The organism is Nitrospira sp. T9 (assembly GCF_052156535.1).
Taxonomy (GTDB): Bacteria; Nitrospirota; Nitrospiria; order Nitrospirales; family UBA8639; genus Nitrospira_E.
The window spans coordinates 213,091-231,963 of the sequence record NZ_JBQKUP010000036.1; the positions used below are offsets into that span (position 1 = coordinate 213,091).

Annotated in this window: 4 protein-coding genes; 1 reads left to right on the forward strand and 3 read right to left on the reverse strand. The window is 55.7% G+C overall.

Going from position 1 to position 18,873, the window contains the following annotated elements; all coding sequences use genetic code 11:
- The first annotated feature begins 261 nt into the window (after window positions 1–261).
- Entirely contained in the window at window positions 262–471 is a 210-nt protein-coding gene (locus ACTRXD_RS12840) for a hypothetical protein (protein WP_442432195.1), read from the forward strand.
- A 500-nt stretch (window positions 472–971) separates the two neighbouring features.
- Here the strand turns inward: ACTRXD_RS12840 and ACTRXD_RS12845 are convergent, their stop codons facing one another.
- The 3 genes from ACTRXD_RS12845 to ACTRXD_RS12855 all read right to left on the reverse strand — a co-directional run.
- Window positions 972–8,159 carry an amino acid adenylation domain-containing protein gene (locus tag ACTRXD_RS12845; protein WP_442432196.1) on the reverse strand — a complete coding sequence of 2,396 codons (7,188 nt, stop codon included), beginning with the start codon at window positions 8,157–8,159 and terminating at the stop codon, window positions 972–974.
- An 8-nt stretch (window positions 8,160–8,167) separates the two neighbouring features.
- The gene (locus tag ACTRXD_RS12850) at window positions 8,168–17,170 is read right to left on the reverse strand and encodes an amino acid adenylation domain-containing protein (protein WP_442432197.1); all 9,003 of its coding nucleotides are present in this window, start codon (window positions 17,168–17,170) and stop codon (window positions 8,168–8,170) included.
- The coding region (locus ACTRXD_RS12855) for a condensation domain-containing protein (RefSeq protein ID WP_442432198.1) at window positions 17,160–18,873 on the reverse strand (1,714 nt) is incomplete at its 5' end. The genes ACTRXD_RS12850 and ACTRXD_RS12855, both read right to left, overlap by 11 nt.

An 18,873-nucleotide genomic window follows, 5' to 3' on the forward strand; every position in this document is an offset into this window, starting at 1 on the left:
TTATCAAATCGCCAATAAACCACGCGGTTCTAAAGGAGAAAGAGAAAATGGAAAGGACCTCGTCCCGGCTCCAAATCTGCACTCGTATATATTTTGGGAATGAATTCAAAAAATACAGGCCCGCTCAATGTCATCGGAATGAACATGACATCTCAGCATCATCTCATCGATGCATTGTGAGAGGGAAGTCGGGTGCGACGAAATGGCGTTCAGCATGGATGGTGAACGCCACATGATTGGACACGGAAGGCAATACATATAATGGCTGGCCACAATTCCCAAAATCCCGGCCCTCATCGGACACCGGAACAGATGACAAAGGATATCCGCTGTAAATGTGGAAAGCTGGTCGCACGATGGGAACACTGCGGGATTGAAATTAAGTGCGCGCGGTGTCAGCGATTGGTGTCCATTCCCTTCAAAGACATAAAAGGCCGGAAACCTGACCCCATGCCGGATGGAGCCTGGTGAGCACTACTAACACACATTAATCCCAAACTCAGGCGAAGAACATAATTGGACCATTCCGGTTTCCACGATGGCATTCGCCATCGTGGATTAGTCGCTCACGCATGATCGCACAATACCGGGCCTCCAAAAATTCGCATGCCCTGGACAGTCGGTCATCTGCCAGCAGACACCGCCACATCGAACCTGGACAAGGACATGCGAAACCTACTCCTCCTTCGGCCTTTCAGCTCATTTAGAAAGGTGTGGCGCGGTTAATTTCGAATGATTTGGACACGAGATTCGACCTGAGCCCATAGCTGGCAGGAGTTTTTGTCCCCGCCCCGTTTCGAAGCCCAGGAATCTGAACAATGCTCTCTAATAGGATGCAGGACGAGGCCAAAACGCTTTGATTTAGACGGTGTTTTTATTCACACCAAATCGAGAGTCCGACTATGCCAAGCGGGGGATGGAAGGATCAAGGCAGGGCGAATTAGGGAAACTGTTTTCCCCAACCCTAGTAATTATGCCATGTGATTGAGCCGGTTCATGATCTCGTCGAGTGTCTGATGCACCTGAATACTCTGAATGACATCACTATGTTCCCCAAGGACCGTATACTGTTCAACCAGACCCTTGGTGTACCTTCGCCAGTCTATGGGAGCAGACCCCACACGAGCTAGAGTCGCACTGCTCCACCAGACATGAATCGGCGCGGCAATCGGTTCGGATTCTGAAGCGTTCAAGAAAAGGGCGGCCTCTTTCGCCAAGGCATAGCCGAGCTTAAGGACGCCGACCGATGCCTCCGCCTCCGCCATCGAGAGAAAATCCCGCTCCTGCGCCCATCGAATGGCATATTCAAGTCGTGCATCTCCCGATAGATCCATGAGACGTTGTTGGAGTGTATTTCGCTCGCTTTCGGAAATCGAGTTGAACGCCTCTTCTCGATCCCGCCGGATATAGGCCATAAGTTCGTCGATTGGCGTCGCATCCTTCACGCCATACACCGCAAGATCAGGCTGGGTATCCAGGACCCCCAAAAAGTCCACGGACTTCCCTTGCTGTTCCAGCACCTGAGCGGTTGCGAAAGCCATCACTCCTCCATTCGACCATCCCAGAAGGCGATAGGGTCCCGTCGGCTGGCGATTCACGATCAAGCGCGCCTGTTGTGACGCAATTGCGGCAAGAGACATCTCCTGCCACTTCATGGAGAAAATATGGTTCAACGACAATCCATAGACCGGTTGTTCGACAGGCAGAGACAAGGCAAGAGGTCGATAAGCCTGCACATGGGTACCGGTGGGGTCAAAACAATAGAGCGGAGAATGAATGCTGCCCGCCCGCAACACCACAATTCCCGATGAAGTCCTCGCCTCCTCGTTCTCGATCAACCCGGCCAAGCCGGCCACGGTCGGCGCGTGAAACAGATCCATAAGAGAGAGAGGGCGATCGATGATTTTTTGGAGGCCTGAAATTAACTGTACTGCGAGAAGAGAGTGCCCGCCCAGATCAAAAAAATTGTCATGGCTACCGACTGTCCCCACCCCGAGGAGTTCGCTCCAGAGGGCGGCCAATCTGATTTCCATCGGTGTAGACGGTTCCACATAACCGTCGCCGCTTTCGCCGGACCATTCAGGATCCGGAAGCACGGCTCGGTCGATCTTTCCTCCAGCAGTGCGAGGAAGACGAGAGAGAGAAACGATCAATGAAGGGACCATATAGTCGGGCAGGGACTCTCCCAGCCATAGACGCAACCATCCCAGATCAGGGCTCACATCACCGCAAACTACGATGTACGCCACCAGCCGCGTGACCGCTTTGTCGTCTTCCAGGGCGACAATTGCCGCCTCTTGAACATTGGGATGTCGGCAAAGGGTGGCCTCAATTTCACCCAACTCAATGCGAAACCCACGCAATTTGATTTGGTCATCGATACGACCCAAAAATTCAATCGTCCCGTCGCTGTTAACGCGCGCGCAATCTCCGGTCTTATAGAGACGCGACCCGGGTATGTCGCTGAAATCGTCCGGCATAAACATTTCAGCCGTTAGAGCTGGCTGATGGAGATACCCGCGCGCGAGAGTCTCGCCCCCGAGATACAGCTCTCCGGACATACCGATGGGAACCGGCTTCAATGTAGAATCCAAAATATACACCGACCGGTTAAGCAACGGCCGTCCGATCGGCACGATACCTGACGCGACAATCGGTTGTTCAAGATCAGGTTCATACACCGTGGCTGTCACAGTCGCTTCGGTCGGTCCATAAGCATTCAGCCAGCGCACGCGTGTTCCAACCTGCTGTACCCATAGACCCAGATCCGCCGCCGAAACCGCTTCATTGCCGACAATGAGTACCCGCAAATCCGGGGGAACCTCAACAAATGCCCCATCCAGCTGCCCTACCCACTGTTGCCAATACGAGGCAGGCAATCCCACGACACTGATCCGTTGCCGGACGAGAAAATCCAGAAAAGTTTGGATGGAATCGAACAGCCGACAGGGCTGAAGGATGACTGTGGCGCCGGACAACCAGGTTGAAAACAACTCTTCTGCCGCCACATCGAAACTCAGCGCCGCAAACTGAAGCACGCGGTCCGACGATTGAATCCCAAACCTTCGCGCCGCCGCCGCCGCATGAAGCGACAATGCCTGATGAGAAATGACGACTCCTTTGGGTTTGCCGGTCGATCCCGATGTATAAATGACATATGCGGCATTCAAAAGCGCCGGGAGCGAGACGAGATTGTCCGGACTGCATGCGTCGATCTCAGCCTGTGCAACGTCGAGACATAGCAGGTTGTCCGACAACTCATTGTCCTCGGCCATACGGACCTCATGTGTCACGAGTATATGGATTCCGGCATCGCGGGCTAAGGAAGTCCGACGCTGAGAGGGATAATTCGGATCGATTGGAACATATGCGCCGCCGGCCTTCATAATCGCGAGTACCGTCACAGCCATATCCAGGGAACGATCCATGCATATTCCGACCCGCTTCTCAGGTCCAACTCCTCGCTCACGCAGGAATCGAGCCAGTTGATTGGATTTGGCATTAAGTTCTCTATAGGAAAGCTCGTGTTCATCCCATATCACTGCCGAGGCATCGGGAGTGCGTTCGACTTGGCGCTCAAATTCTTCATGCACGCAGCGAACTCTCGGTGTCGGCTCATTCGCTCGATTGAGCGCGAGGATTTGCTGTCTGTCCTCAGGAGACAACAACGGCACGCCAATCACCTGGCGTTCGGGACCCACAGCCATACCAGAAAGGAGCCGTTCGTAATGCTCGAGCATTCGCCGAATCGTCGATGCATTAAAGAGATCACTGCTGTATTCGATCGACACGACGAATTGTTGATCCCACTCCTGAACCGTCATCGATAAATCGAATTTGGCGGTCTGACTCTCAATTTCAAGCGACGTGAATTCAAGACCTTGTACGTCCAGCTCCGAGAAAGGCGCATTCTGAAGATCGAACATGACTTGAAAAATCGGCGCACGGCCGATATCCCGTCTCGGGTGCAGCACCTCCACCAACTTTTCGAAGGGTACGTCCTGATGGGAATAGGCTCCCAAACACGCTTCGCGGACCTGTTCGATCATATCCGACACGGTGGAACATCCTCGAACGTGAATCCGTATAGCGAGTGTATTCACAAAGAACCCGATCAGGTCTTCCACCTCTCTACTGGTGCGATTGGCGATGGGAGTGCCGATGATCAAATCCCCTTGACCCGAATAACGGAACAGGAGGAGATACCATGCCGTCAACAACGTCATATAGATGGTGGCACTCGTCCGGCGGCTGAGTTCCTTAGCCGCCGTCGACACATCCACGGAAAGGACCAGGCTTTCGATCCCTCCCCTGGACGATTGAATAAGGGGCCGAGGACGGTCCGTGGGAAGATGCAAGGTCGGCAATTCGCCACTCAACACAGTTTTCCAATAACGTAATTCCGATTCCAGAATCGAACCGGATAACCATCCGTGCTGCCATTGCGAAAAGTCAGCATACTGAAGAGGAAGATCGGAGAGCGGAGAAGATCGTCCCTTCAGAAAAGCGTCGTAGAGAATCGTCACTTCACGAATCAAAATATGGGCGGACCATGCATCGGAGACAATATGATGAAGAGTGAGGAGTAAGATATGTTCATCCGGATGCAACCGGAGGAGACTTACCCTCAAGAGAGGTCCATAACGAAGATCGAACGGTCGTTGCGCCTCGGACCCGGCTAATCGAATTGCGGCCCTTTCGCGATCCCTTTCTGGAATATGTTGAAGATCAATGAGAGGACAGATCACCGTGAGAGAGGGAGCCATAATCTGAATTAGCCCGCCGTTTACCGTCGTAAATGTGGTCCGCAACACCTCATGGCGTCGCACTATCTCATTGAAACTCCCCTCTAAGGCTGGGACATCGAGTTGGCCCTTGATCTGTAACGCGATCGGAATATTGTATGCCGGGCTGTCCGGGTCCAACTGTGCAAGCACCCACAACCGCTGCTGCGCGAACGAGACCGGAATAGGGCCAATTCGCGAGACCGGAACAACGGGGGGACGGGAGGCATCGACACCGCGGGTTCGAGCAGCATCTACCACCTCCGCCAATTGCGCAATACTCGGCGACTCAAACAGCGTCCGCAACGGCACATTGATATGAAACGCTTGGCGCAGCCTGGACATCACTTGTGTGGCAAGAAGGGAATGCCCGCCAAGATCGAAAAAATTGTCGTGAATGCCCGGAGTGTCACGCTTCAGCACCTCGCTCCAAAGCCCAGCAAGAATTTCTTCGGTGGCCGTCCGAGGAGCCACGAACTCGGCTCTTCCCATTCCATCGGGGTTCGGCTCAGGCAAGGCCTTCCGATCGACCTTTCCGTTTGCTGTCAGGGGTAAGGCAGGCAGATACGTCACCCTTGTCGGAATCATATAGTCTGGAAGACGCGTCCGAAGAAATTCCTGAATCAGCTGTCCGTCCGACAGCGTCTCTCGCACCACCAAATACGCAGCCAAATAAGGCTCGCCCTGCTCCGATTCGCGCACCGTCACCACGGCATCCTGAACATCGGAATGCTGAGCCAGAATCGTTTCGATTTCTCCCAGTTCGATCCGGAAACCTCTGATCTTCACTTGATGATCGAGTCGACCCAGGAATTCGATTGCGCCGCTGGGTAAATACCGAGCCATGTCGCCGGTCCTGTATAGGCGTGTACCCGACTCTGTCGAATAGGGATGCGGCAGGAATCGTTCGGCGGTTCGGTCAGGGAGACCGAGATATCCGCGAGCCAGCCCCACCCCGCCGAGATACAGTTCTCCGGGTACCCCCACCGGGAGGAGCTCCAACCGTCGGTCGAGGATAAAGGCTTCGAGATTGTCGAGAGGCCGGCCAATGGGCACACTCTGTGACAGCGTCGAGTCCGATTCTTCGGAACATCGATGCGTGAGAGCACCGATCGTCGTCTCGGTCGGTCCGTAATGATTCAGCACGATACACTTTCCGAGCTGTGCCACGGTTTCAGCCAATTCGCGCGACAGGGGTTCGCCCCCTAGGATCAAGTAACGCGATGGAAAGACGGGGCCGCCGGTTGCAGTGGCCAACAACGCCTTGAAATGAGAGGGCACGATTTTCAAAACATCCACGGCATGGCATCCCATGTAGGCACCGAACAATCGCCCATCTGTCGCAATCTCATAAGAGATAACATGGAGACATCCTCCGGAAACCAAACTGGTGAAGATCACCGTATTCCCGAGATCGGCACTCAGCGTAGAAACTGTTGCAAACCTCAATGGTTTCTTCAGGTCCAACTGCCGGCAGAGCGCCAGCGTGTAATTCACCGCGCTCCTGTGCGAAATGGCGACACCTTTCGGCACTCCGGTGGATCCCGAAGTGTAAATCACATAGGCGAGATCGTCAGACGAAATCTGACGATTCGGATCGATATCGGGTTCTGCAGAAAAATCCGATGCGAGGGGATCAAGTGTCAGCACCGTTCCCTCGAATCCAGGCCAGGGGCCACTCGACTCATTCCCCACCAGGAGAATCGTTGCGCCACTTTGAGTCATTTGCGGCGCCAGGCGAACGTCCGCGTGAGCCGGATCGATCGGAACATATGCCGCTCCCGCTTTGAGCACTCCCAATAAGCCAATAATCATTCCGGCGGAACGCTCCATGCACAGGCCGACACAATCCCCCTGCTTTACCCCTCGGCGAATAAGGCCATGAGCCACCTGGTTGGCCTGGGCATTCAATTCCCCATAGGTCAAGGCACAATCACCGGCGACGAGAGCCGGGGCCGCAGCGTGTCGACTCGCCTGTCTTTCAAACAGTAGGTGCAATGGCGCCGATTCATTGAAGGCGCGCTTCGTATTATTCCATGTATGGATCAGCCGTTGACGCTCAGGCACGCCGACCAGACTCAGACACTCGATCGGATCGGTGATATGTTCTGGGATGCCGCCCAGCAACGTCATGTATTGTTCGGCCAAATGTTCCACCCATTCGCCCGAGAGCCGTTCAGGACTATAGTGCCAGGCCAGACACAGCGAGCGGTGTTGTTGTGAACAGGCCAGTCGTAATTTAAACGGTTCAGTGCAGAGCAGTGTTCGTTCGAGTGTCAGCAGGCCCTGCTCGATTCGACAGGAATCCTCCAATCGCTCATATTCAAATCCGATCGGATCCGTGAGCGCATTCCGTTGCCCGCTGTCCGTTGCCCCGAGAAAGTATTCCTGGCACTCGATGGCTTGCCCATGGGCCTGCCCTGCTCGCACAATCACGTCATGAACAGACATGTGCCCGTCAAGTTGTCCATACACCGGCACCCATTTCTCAAATAGTCCAATTCCGTCCTGCAGTTCGTCGTATTTACGCCCGTCACACCGCCACCAACAAATGAGATCTTGTCGCCGCATCACCCGTGCGAGCAACATTTGCCAGCAGGCGTGGAGAATAACTGCCACTGACGACTTTTGCTCACGCGCAATCTGTTCCAAACGCCTCGCCACATCCTGTGGCACATCTTGTCGAATCGAGCGTAGCGGAGAGAACCGGCAGGAGAGGGCTGGTGATCGTTCGAAGGGCAGGATCAGAGGCGGGTAGGCAGACAAGTTTTGCTTGGTCCACCACTCACATCCGGCTTCGGCCTCATCCTCTGTCAGCAACTCATTCTGCCATTCTGAGAATTGCGCATACTGGACAGGCTCATCCGTGGAATCATCTTCATCACGCGCGCCGTACCATCGCCCCATCTCACTCACGATGTTTTGGATCGACCGCCGATCCGCACAGAGGGCCGGAATATCAAGAAGCAGTAGTGATCGTGCAGGCGACATGAGACACCATGCGGCACGGACCAACGGGCCCCGTTCCCAGTCGACCGCGGCAGCGCGCTGGTTCGTCAGCTCGGCCTCAACCACCTCTTCACGCCGGGTGAGCGCAAGGCCCTGAAGGTCGAGGCATTGCCACAGGATATTATCCTGATCAAAAATGACTTGAAAGGGGACCTTGACGCCGAGTTCGCGATAAAAGGTCGTCCGGAGACTGTGATGACGCGCCACAACCCGGCGGAGTGTATGATGTACCCGGTCCCCGTCGAACTCACCATCCATGCGGATGACCGCCTGGGTATGACACACCTCGCCATGTTGTTGAAATCCCCATAGCCGCCTTTGGTGGGGAGACAGCCGAAGCCCTTGCACTTGGATCTCCTGTTGCATACGTCTTCCTATACGGTAACGGATTGAAAAGTGCCCTGGCTGATCATGTCTCCCATCGCGACCAGGATCTTGCGGGGTCCGGTAAACGGATCCCGCGCATGCGCCACAAGCATATTGTCCAGCATGAGAAGATCGCCCTCCTGCCAACGAAACCGCACCGCCGTCCGCTCGTACAGCTCGCCAATATCCGCGACAGTCGCCTCGTCGATGGGAGAGCCGTCACCATAGTAGACATTGCGCGGAATCGACTCCATTCCAAGCATTGATACCAACGACTCTCGCACCGCCGGTTCCAGGCAAGACACATGATGAAGTTGGATCTGATTAAAGAAAACCCACTCGCCCGTCCTGGGATGCTCGATCACCGCCGGGCATACCTGTCTGGTGCGCAACGAGTCGTTCTCCATCCATAGGCATTCCATTCCGTTCCGGGCACACATTTCCTCGACGACAGATGGGTCGGGAGTTCGAAAGAAGTCCTGCCAGCTGACATCGACCCCGGGAGTAAAATTTCGCACATACATGAGCTGTTTTGACTGGAGTCGGTCGCGGAGTTCAGGAGGAAGGCCCTGATACATGGTTCGGCAATCGACAATCGGAGTCTCCCCTCCTTCAGGGGCGGCCTGCATACAAAAAAAGAATTGTTTTTGCGGCCAGCGATGCAGGTGCGAGCTTTCATTGTGAAAGAGAATCGCCTTATCCGGAGGGTACGGAGTGGATCCATAGACGTGACGCCCGTTTTTCTCACGAGGCAAATCACCATACTCACCGAATAGGTCAGGGCAGACAGCCTGCGCGACCGCCTCGAAGTCCGCGACCGTTCGCGTTGAAAATCCCCTGAAGAGCAGTGCCCCATGCTTCAATAAGTCGCGCTGAAGCATGGCCTGATTCGACTGTGCCCAACCGATCAGATCGACATCCTCCACCGCAGGGGAAAACAGCAGCGGAAGCGCACGATCGGGCAAGAGCGGCCGACTCGTCACCAGGATCCGCTGTGACAATGCCACGGCCTTCGGCTTGATGTTTTTAAACCGTTGCAACTTCTCCTCTTCCCGTTGCCTAGCTTCCATGATGCGCGCCTCCTTATCTTCCGCACTCAGTATATCCAGGTGGTCTATCCCACGATCCGGCGACATCACGATTTGCCGGAGCAGAGTCATAAAACGCTGTCCGAACACCGCGATGGTGTCGGGCTCAAAGAGATCGCGACTGTATTTCCAGAGACCCACGAACCCCTCCTCGGTCTCCTCCATAAATAACCCAAGATCGAACCGTGAGACCTCGTGCTCAAATTCCAACGCCTCCACCTTCAAATCAGGAAGTTGTAACGAAGGAGGGGGAACGTTCTGCAGGACAAACAAGACTTGCACCAAAGGGTTCCGGTTGAGATCCCGCGATAATTTGAGAGCCTCAACGATCTTTTCAAAGGGGACATCCTGATGCGCGTAGGCTCCCAATGCCACTTCACGCACACGTCCCAACAAGTCGATAAACGACGGATTACCACTCACATCCGTACGCAGCGGAAGGAGATTCACGAAGAATCCGATCAGATGTTCGGTCTCGTGGCGATTTCGATTGGCCACGTCTGTGCCGACGAGAATATCGGTTTGTCCGGTAGACCGGGCCAGCAACACCTGAAATGCCGCTAATAGCGTCATAAAGACCGTGGCCCCCTGACGACGGCTTAGCGCTCTCAATGGATCGCTCACTTCCTTTGGAATAAGAAACGTAATACGACCGCCCCGGTAAGTCTGGACCTCCGGACGAGGATGATCGGTCCGCAACGCCAGCTGCGGCGGATTGGATCCCAAGCGTTGCTTCCAATAACTCACTTCCTTTTCCAACCGCATGCCCTGCAGCCACTCCCGTTGCCATGATGAAAAATCACTATACTGAACCGGCAAGTCAGGGAGACCGTCCTTCGGCGCGATCGCGGAGATTTCGGATGCCCGGGCCAATGCGTCAACCCGTGCCGCATACACGGCGGCCACTTCATTTGTGACGAGAGCCAACGACCAGGCATCTGCAGCTATGTGATGAACCGTCACCAACAGAATATGCTCGTCAGACTTCAACCGTACCAATTTGACGCGAATCGGCAAATCTCGCTCTAACGCGAACGGCCGATGTCCTTCTTCTTCCATACGTCGGAGGACAGTAGCCACCCGCTCCTCTTCAGGACATCCGGTTACATCTTCGGTTTCAAGCGCGAAGCGTTCCACTGGAACGATGACCTGTTGCGCTTCACCATTGAGTGATGGGAAGGTGGTTCGTAATGTTTCATGACGACGGACCAGTTCTGCAAAACTCTCTTCTAACGCGGAACGGTTCAAAGACCCTTCCAATCGTAAGGCAAATGGAAGGTTATAGGCTCCGCTCTCCGGATCCATTTGAGAGAGAAACCACAGTCTCTGTTGCGCAAACGAAAGCGGGAGACGTTCCTGCCGGGCTACAGGCACGATCGGCGGAGCCAGCCCGCCTGCATCCTGAACCACGGCCCGATCGATGGCGGCGGCGAATTCCTCGACCATCGGAAAATCGAACAGACTCCGCAGTGGGAGTTCGAGCTGAAACGCCGCCCGCACGCGCGACATCACTCGTGTAGCCAAGAGGGAATGGCCGCCGAGGTCGAAGAAGTTATCGTGACGACCAACGCGATCCGTTCCCAGAACCTCCGACCAAATTCCCGCGACGAGATCCTGGGTCGGGGTAGTCGGCGCCTCCCATGTTTCCTCGGATCGATCGCTATCCGGGACAGGCAGCGCTTTCCGGTTGATTTTCCCATTAGGGGTCAAGGGCAGCGCGGGGAGAAACACAATGGCGGCCGGTACCATGTAATCCGGCAATGCTTGCCTGACAAACATGCGGAGTGCTTCGCCAGTCAACGGCTGAGTCGCCACGATATAGGCAACCAGTTGTTGACGTCCCGGTTGGTCTTCTCTCGCCACCACAACGCTCCTAACAATGTCCGGATGTTGCGATAACCGCGCTTCGATCTCACCCAATTCAATACGGAAACCTCTGATCTTGACCTGATAGTCGCGGCGGCCGATGAATTCAATCATCCCGTCTGATCGATGACGTGCAAGATCTCCTGTCCGGTACAGACGTCCCCCACTCTCGCGACTAAAAGGGTCCGGCACAAACGCTTCGGCAGTTCGGACAGGATCAGACACATATCCCCGCCCCACAGCCGCGCCTCCCACACAGAGCTCACCGGCGACACCTGCCGGCACAGGTTCGAGATGGCGATCGAGGATGTAGAGACGCACTCGATCTATCGGCTTGCCGATCGGCATTCGAGTCATGTCTTGGCCCGGCATGTGCTCGATGCATGCGATGGCCACATCATCGGCACATTCCGCCGGTCCATAGGCATTCACCAGCGGGACATGCGGATAACGGGACAACCATCGACGACACAAGTCGGGAGGCAGTGCCTCTCCCGTCGGAAGGAGCCACCGTAGGTGTGTCAACGCCACGGGGGCACATTCCAACATGCTGGACAAGAGGGACGGTACGACCTCCAGCACCGTGACCTTCCCGTCAGCAACTTCCTGCAGAAGCCGCTGAGGATCCCGAACCACGTCGTCCGCTACGATGTGAACGCGGGCACCGCACAAAATCGGAGAGAGAAATTGCCATACGGAAATATCAAAACATTGTGATGCTGTCTGGGCCACGATATCTGCAGGGCCGAGGTGTAACGTCGGAATCTTGCTTGTGAGATGATTCAACATCCCCTTGCAATCGACCATGGCGCCTTTGGGGAAACCGGTCGAACCCGATGTATAGATGACATACGCAAGGTGGCTTCGTGCGTCGATCGGACAGGGATTTTCTTCGGGCCAGTCCTCCATGGCTATCCGTTCCACGAACAGAACTTTCGGCTTCCGCTCCTTGGGGAGAAGCGCAATCACCTTAGCCAGCAACCCGGCATGGTCCTCCCGGCTCACGATGACTCGCGTCCAGCTGGCGGTAAGCACATGGGCAAGGCGCTCGACAGGGTGGTGCACATCCAAGGGAATATAGGCCCCACCTGCCTTCAGGATGCCGACGATCATCGACAGGAGCGTGCTCCCACGTTCATTCAATACCGCCACAAGTGTCTCGGGTCCCGTACCCAACGCGCGCAGGGCATGGGCAATTCGGTTAACGGCACGGTTGAGCTCCTTGTAGCTGAGACTGTGGCTTCCACTTTGTACCGCAATCGCCTCCGGTGTCTTCACCACCTGGGCCTCGAACAATGCCGGAAACTGTTCATCAATCTTTTCCACCCGATCGGTATCGTTCCAATCCATCAGGGTGCGCTGTCGTTCCTCCTCTCCGACTATCGGAAGTTCATGGATTGTGGCATTGGGAGAAGCCGCCATGGCTTCCAACAGGATTTTCAGGTGTCCCAGCATGCGCTCGACCGCACCATGTTCCAGGATTCGCCGGTCATAGGACAGACGCACACCCATCGTATCCCCCGGATAGCCGACCACCGTCAGTGGATAGTTCGTATGCACCCGGTCGTGCTCGTACGAAATGACACGGTCCTGGCGATCTTCGCCCAGCCGTGAATCCTTTGGTGCATTTTCAAAGACCAACAAACTTCGGAATAACGCTTGCCCCGGAGGCACTTCGCTCCACTGCTGAATCTGAACCAACGGCGCATACTCGTACTGGCGGATCCGGTAATTTGCGGTTAATACATCTTTGAGCCAGGTCATCAATGACATCTGGGGAAGGACCGTCACGCGAAGTGGCAGGGTATTGATGAATAAGCCCATAATCGCTTCGACACCGGGGAGATCAGTAGGGCGACCGGCGACCGTCACCCCGAACAACACGTTTTCCTCCCCGCTGTATCTGGACAGCAGAATAGCCCACGCGCTCTGGACGAAGGTGTTGGGAGTCAATTGATATATCTGTGCCAGGTCCTGCAGCCGTCGGGAAACCTCTGGTGACAATTCCATATACACATCCCCCACAGACGAATCCGTCACAGGAAGGTCGCGTTCCAGGCATTCGATGCCGAGCGGAGTCGGGGTGGTGAATCCGGCCAATTCCGACTCCCAGAACTGCCGGGCTACACCAAGATCCTGTCGCTGAAGCCACGCAATGTACTCCCGATAGGGAGGAGGAGAAGGCACATTGAGATCACGGCCTTCCACGAATGCTTCATAATGCGCCATGAAATCCATCATCAAAAGGGAGAAACACCAGTCATCTGTGAGAATATGATGGAAGCTACGCACAATGGTCCACCGGTCGGTGCCCTGTCGAACGAGACGGATCCGCATGAGAGGAGCCTGAGTGAACTCCAAGCCCACGGCTAGCTCCTCCTCCAGCGTCCTGGTCATGTGTACCCGTTGCTCCTCCCCGCTCAGGTACGACCAATCCAGGTCTTCAATGACATTCCCCGCGTCCACACTTCGGTGCACAAGCTGCAACGGTTGATTGAGATCTTTCCACATAAATGATGTTCGTAGGATTGGGTGGCGGTCGATCACGCGCTGCCAGGCTCGACCGAAGGCGTCACGATCCATCCGGCCTTCCCAGACATAGTGCTGTTGCATCAAATACATTCCAGACCCAGGATTCATCAACGTGTGAAACAGCATCCCTTCCTGCATCGGCGACAAAGGATAACAATCCTCGATGCCGTCCCAATCGTCGCGTAATTCGAGCAATCGGTCCGGTTCGACCCCCGTCAGGGGAAAAACCGGACGCAATTGTTCCGGAATCGGTTGGATGCTCTCACTCGCAGCCTGACTATGGGACGGGGACGGGGCCCGGTCCGACGACGATGTCTCGGGCACAGAACCCGTTTGAGGAAGCGCCGCATCCTTCCAACGCGCGACGGCGGCAGCCGTCGCAACAGTCTGATGCTCGAATAATTCTTTGGGGGTCAATTTCACACCCTGCTGATTGGCACGCGCGATCACTTGCAACGTTCGAATCGAGTCCCCCCCCAGCGCAAAAAAGTTGTCATGCACGCCGACTCGTTCGACCCGGAGGACATCCATCCAGACGGCAGCCAGAATCGTTTCAATGGGATTGCGTGGAGCGATATACGCGACATCCTCAACAGATACGCGCTGCTGCGGATCCGGAAGCGCCGTCCGATCCAATTTTCCGTTGGCGGTCAAGGGGATCGCGTCAAGCACAACGATCGTCTGCGGCACCATGTAGTCGGGAAGCCGGAGCGCCAGCCTTTCTCGTATCATGGATGTATCGATTGTGGAATTTCCGACAAGATAGGACACCAGTCGCTGGGCGCCGTCCGGTGTTTCTCTGACCACCGTCACCGCTTCTGCAATGGAGGGCTCGTGTCGAAGATGAGCGTCGATCTCGCCGAGTTCGATGCGGAAACCCCTGACCTTGACCTGGTTATCGACACGTCCGAGGAATTCGATCGCGCCGTCCGAGCGGATGCGCACCCGGTCACCTGTGCGATAGAGGCGGTGACCCGCCTCTCCGCCAAACGCGTCGGGAATAAACTGCTCGGCCGTGCTCTCAGGACGTCCGAGGTAGCCTCGAGTGACTTGGCCTCCACCGATATACAACTCACCAGGCATGCCGATCGGAACCTGCTGACCATCAGGATCCAGCACATAGACTTGCGTGAAAGGCAACGGACGGCCAATGGGCACTCCCGTTGCGCCATGACTCACCCCTTCCACCAGGTGCGTGAGTACCCCGACGGTCGTTTCAGTCGGACCATAATGGTTAACGATGGCACAGGCAGGTGCCAGTGTCCTGACCCGTTCGATCAACTCCGGACGAACGGCTTCTCCACCCAAAATCAGACAGCGTCTCGGCAGGACCCGTTCCGGATGTTCGGCGCTGAGCAACCCGTGTAAATGACTGGGCACGATCTTCAGCACATCGACCCCATGGTCGTGCATATAGGCTGCCATCGCATTGGGATCGAACCCATGGTCCGCCGAAACCAGTTGAAGCGACCGCCCCGAGCAGAGCGCTCCGAATAGCGCAGTATTCCCAAGATCTGCTGCCACCGTCGAGACGGCAGCCATTCCCGCCTCGACGGGAATGGCCAGGCGATCCATAACCATGCGCACATACTGCACAATCTGGCGATGCTCCACCGCGACGCCTTTAGGCCGACCGGTCGAGCCTGAAGTGTAAATGACATAGGCCAGATTCTGTGGCGTGACCCCTGTTGATGGCCGATGATCATCACATTGTGCGATATCCCCGACCATGTGATCGAGTAGCACGAGAGTGTCTTGAAACCCGGAAAGCTTCCCTGCCTGACGACTGTGACTGAGCACGACTACTGCGCCGCTATCGGTCACCATGTGCGCTAATCGCTCTTCGGGAAAACCGGGATCCAGCGGGACGTAAGCCCCGCCCGCCTTGAGCACCGCCAGCAAGGCCACCACCAGATCCAGCGATCGTTCAAGACATATCGCCACTCGTATCTCCGGTCCCACGCCACGCTCCTGAAGATAGTGTGCGAGACGATTGGCCCGACAGTCCAATTCCCGAAAACTCAGGCGTTCGAATGCAGTCTCTACCGCAAGGGCATCGGGCCATTCCTGAACCTGCGCCTCGATCAATGTATGCACACAGACATCGGATGCCAGCCATGGCGAAGTCGCTTGATTCCATATTGTCAATTGCCGGCGCTCTTCGTCAGGAAGAAGGGAGAGTTCTCGAATCGGTCTTTCAGGTGCGGTCATCATGTTGTCCAGGATCGTATCGAGATGACACAAGAGCCTGGATACTGCAGCGTGCGCGAAGCGCCGATAGGCGTAAGAGACAATCAACGCGGTCTCCCGGCCAGGTTCGACCATCAGTGAAAGGGGGTAGTTGTTCCGACCGGTCGTCAACGCATAGGTCTCATTCTGGTGAACAGAAACGGGTTCGACCGTCAGGGCCTGCGGAAGATCGCCATTATCCATTTCGGGGTAACTTTCGAAAACCACCAAACTGTCAAACAGTGCGCGACCCCCTGCAGTCTCACTCCATCGTTGAATACTCGCGAGCGGCGTCCATTCGTACTGGCGGAGAAGGCTATTCTGTTCCTGCACGCCTCGAAGCCATGCAGAAAGAGCCATGTCGGGATGGATGGCCAATCGAATCGGCACGGTGTTGATGAACAGTCCGACCATCTCGGCCACTCCGGGCAGATCTGCCGGTCGACCCGAAACCGTCGCCCCGAACAGAACATCGGATTCTCCGCTGTATCGATGAAGCAACAGCGCCCAGGCTCCCTGAATCATCGTATTCAACGTGATCCGCAATTGCCTGGAGAAAGACTGGAGAGCAGCCGTTCGGGTAGATGAGATTCGCAGGGACTGTTCGGCGAAAGGAAGCGAATTCTGCTCCACACGATCCTGAGGCGGCTCAATGAACAACGAGGTCGGTGTTGAGAATCCCTTTAAGACTTCCCGCCAGTAGGACTCTGCCTGCTGCACATCCTGCCGGTTCAGCCAGGAAATGTAGTCCCGATAGGGGCGAGGCGCCGTGGAAGCGAGAGTTCGCTTCTCCACCACCGCCTCGTAGGCAGCCAACACATCCTTAAGCAGCAGGGCCATGCTCCACCCGTCCAGCAAAATATGATGATGACTGTTGATGAACAGCCATTGCTCTGCTGTCGTGCGAACCAGATGCAACCGCATCAGGGGAGGCATAAGAAAATTCCATCCGGCCGAACGGTCCAGGTCCAACAGCGACCGGAGCCTTGGCTGATGCTCCGCTTCCGGAATTTCGCGCCAATCGTGTCGTTCGATCGATAGGGACGCTTCCCGGCGCACCACCTGCACAGGCTTGTCCACCCCTTCCCAGACAAACGCCGTACGAAGAATGGCATGGCGCTTCACGACCATTTGCCAAGCCCGTTCGAAGGCTTCCGGATGCAAGGCACCGTTCAGCGAGTAGACATACTGATAAAAATAAGGATCTTCTCCGGCATCGGCTATCCGATGGAACAACAATCCCTGCTGAAGCGGGGACAGATAATACATGGACTCGATATCGGGTTTATCTCGCATGGCTTCGTTCCACTTTCTCTAGAATGGCGTCGAGGACTCCTTGTTCGATATCGACATCCGGAAAATCAGACGGCGTATAGCCTCCGGCGTCGAGCGAAAGACAATGGGAAATTAATTCACAAAGATGTTGCCGATAAGACGCGCCAAGGGCTTCAATGGTTGCCCGTCGATAGCGCGCACGGCTGTAGGTCCACGTCATGCCCAGCCGTCCTGCCGCAATCTCCACGCTGATCGTCAATTCGTACCGCATGGGATTGGTCGGAGCATGTTCGATTCCGGTTGATTCGTGGGCGAGCGCGAAAAGCTGATGCTCCGCGGCACCTTGGTCAATCTGACCCAGATAATTGAAGCAGACCTGTGCCGGCGGGTGAGTCCGTAACCGGTCGGCCCCGGTGGAGGACGACAGGTATCGGAGCGCCCCATATCCGACTCCCCCGGAAGGAATCTTTCGCAGCTGTTCTTTGATGCTCTTCAAGACCTTCCCCGCGGAACCTTGCGGAAGCACGAGCGCAACCGGAAAGATACTCGTGAACCATCCGACGGTCCTGGAAACATCCAGATCGGGAAAAAGATCTTCGCGCCCGTGCCCTTCCAAATCGATAAGCAGCCGGTCGGAACCTGTCCACTCTGCAAGGGTCTGCGTTAAGGCAGTCAAGAGAAGATCGTTGATCTGCGTCTGATAGGCCGCCGGCGCATTCCGCAATAAGGACTCGGTCTCTTCTTCAGTCAGCAACCATGCGATCCCCTCTGACATCTGTTCCGTCCGATCGCCCTCGGCATTATCGACAGGAACCGGTGGGATATTCCGTCTTTCAGGATGATCCCAGAATTCGAGTTCGAGTTGGAGCGCATCCGACTCACCAAACTTCCGCATGCGTTCCGCCCATTGTTTGAAAGAAGAGGTCTTCTCCGGGAGACGAATGAACCCTCTTTCCACTTGTTGCGTATAAGCCGTTTGAAGGTCTTCAAGGAGGATTCGCCAGGACACGCCGTCGATGACCAGATGATGCGCGATGAGCAACAGCCTGACCGTACGAGTGTCTCCGAAGTCGAATCTCACGACCTGAAAAACAGGACCCTGTTCCAGATGAAGGCTCCGTTGATATTCACTCGCCTGAATTGACAGGGCCTCCCCTTGCCGGTTTTCCGGCAAATGGGAAAGATCTATACGAGGAAGGGTCATGTCGTTCTGCGGCATACCGATCTTCTGGCTCCACACCGCCTCTCTAGAAAACCTCGCACGCAGGATATCGTGATGTGCAAGAACACCGTCCACCGCACGTTCCAATGCCGAATGATCGAGCGCGCCCTGTACGGCAACCAGAATAGATTGATTCCAATGGTGCGGATTCGGCAGGTTTTGTTCGAAAAACCACTGTTGCACAGGTGTAATGAATACTTCTCCTGTGACAATTCCCTGCTCCGCATGGATGCCGCGAACACCGTTCTTCTCGTTCCCTTCGGCAAGGCCGAGTTCTGCAATGGTCTGATGCTGAAACAGTTGGCGTGGCGTGAAGACGAGACCGTCCTCTTTTGCTTGGGCGATGACTTGTAGCGCGAGAATCGAATCGCCGCCGAGTGCAAAGAAGTTCTCGTGGCGACCGACGCGAGGGAGCCCGAGCACCTGCGCCCAGATCGCCGCCAGGGTCCGCTCCGTCTCCGTCTGCGGCGCTTCCTCCGCCCCCGGCCGCTGGCTCTCCGCC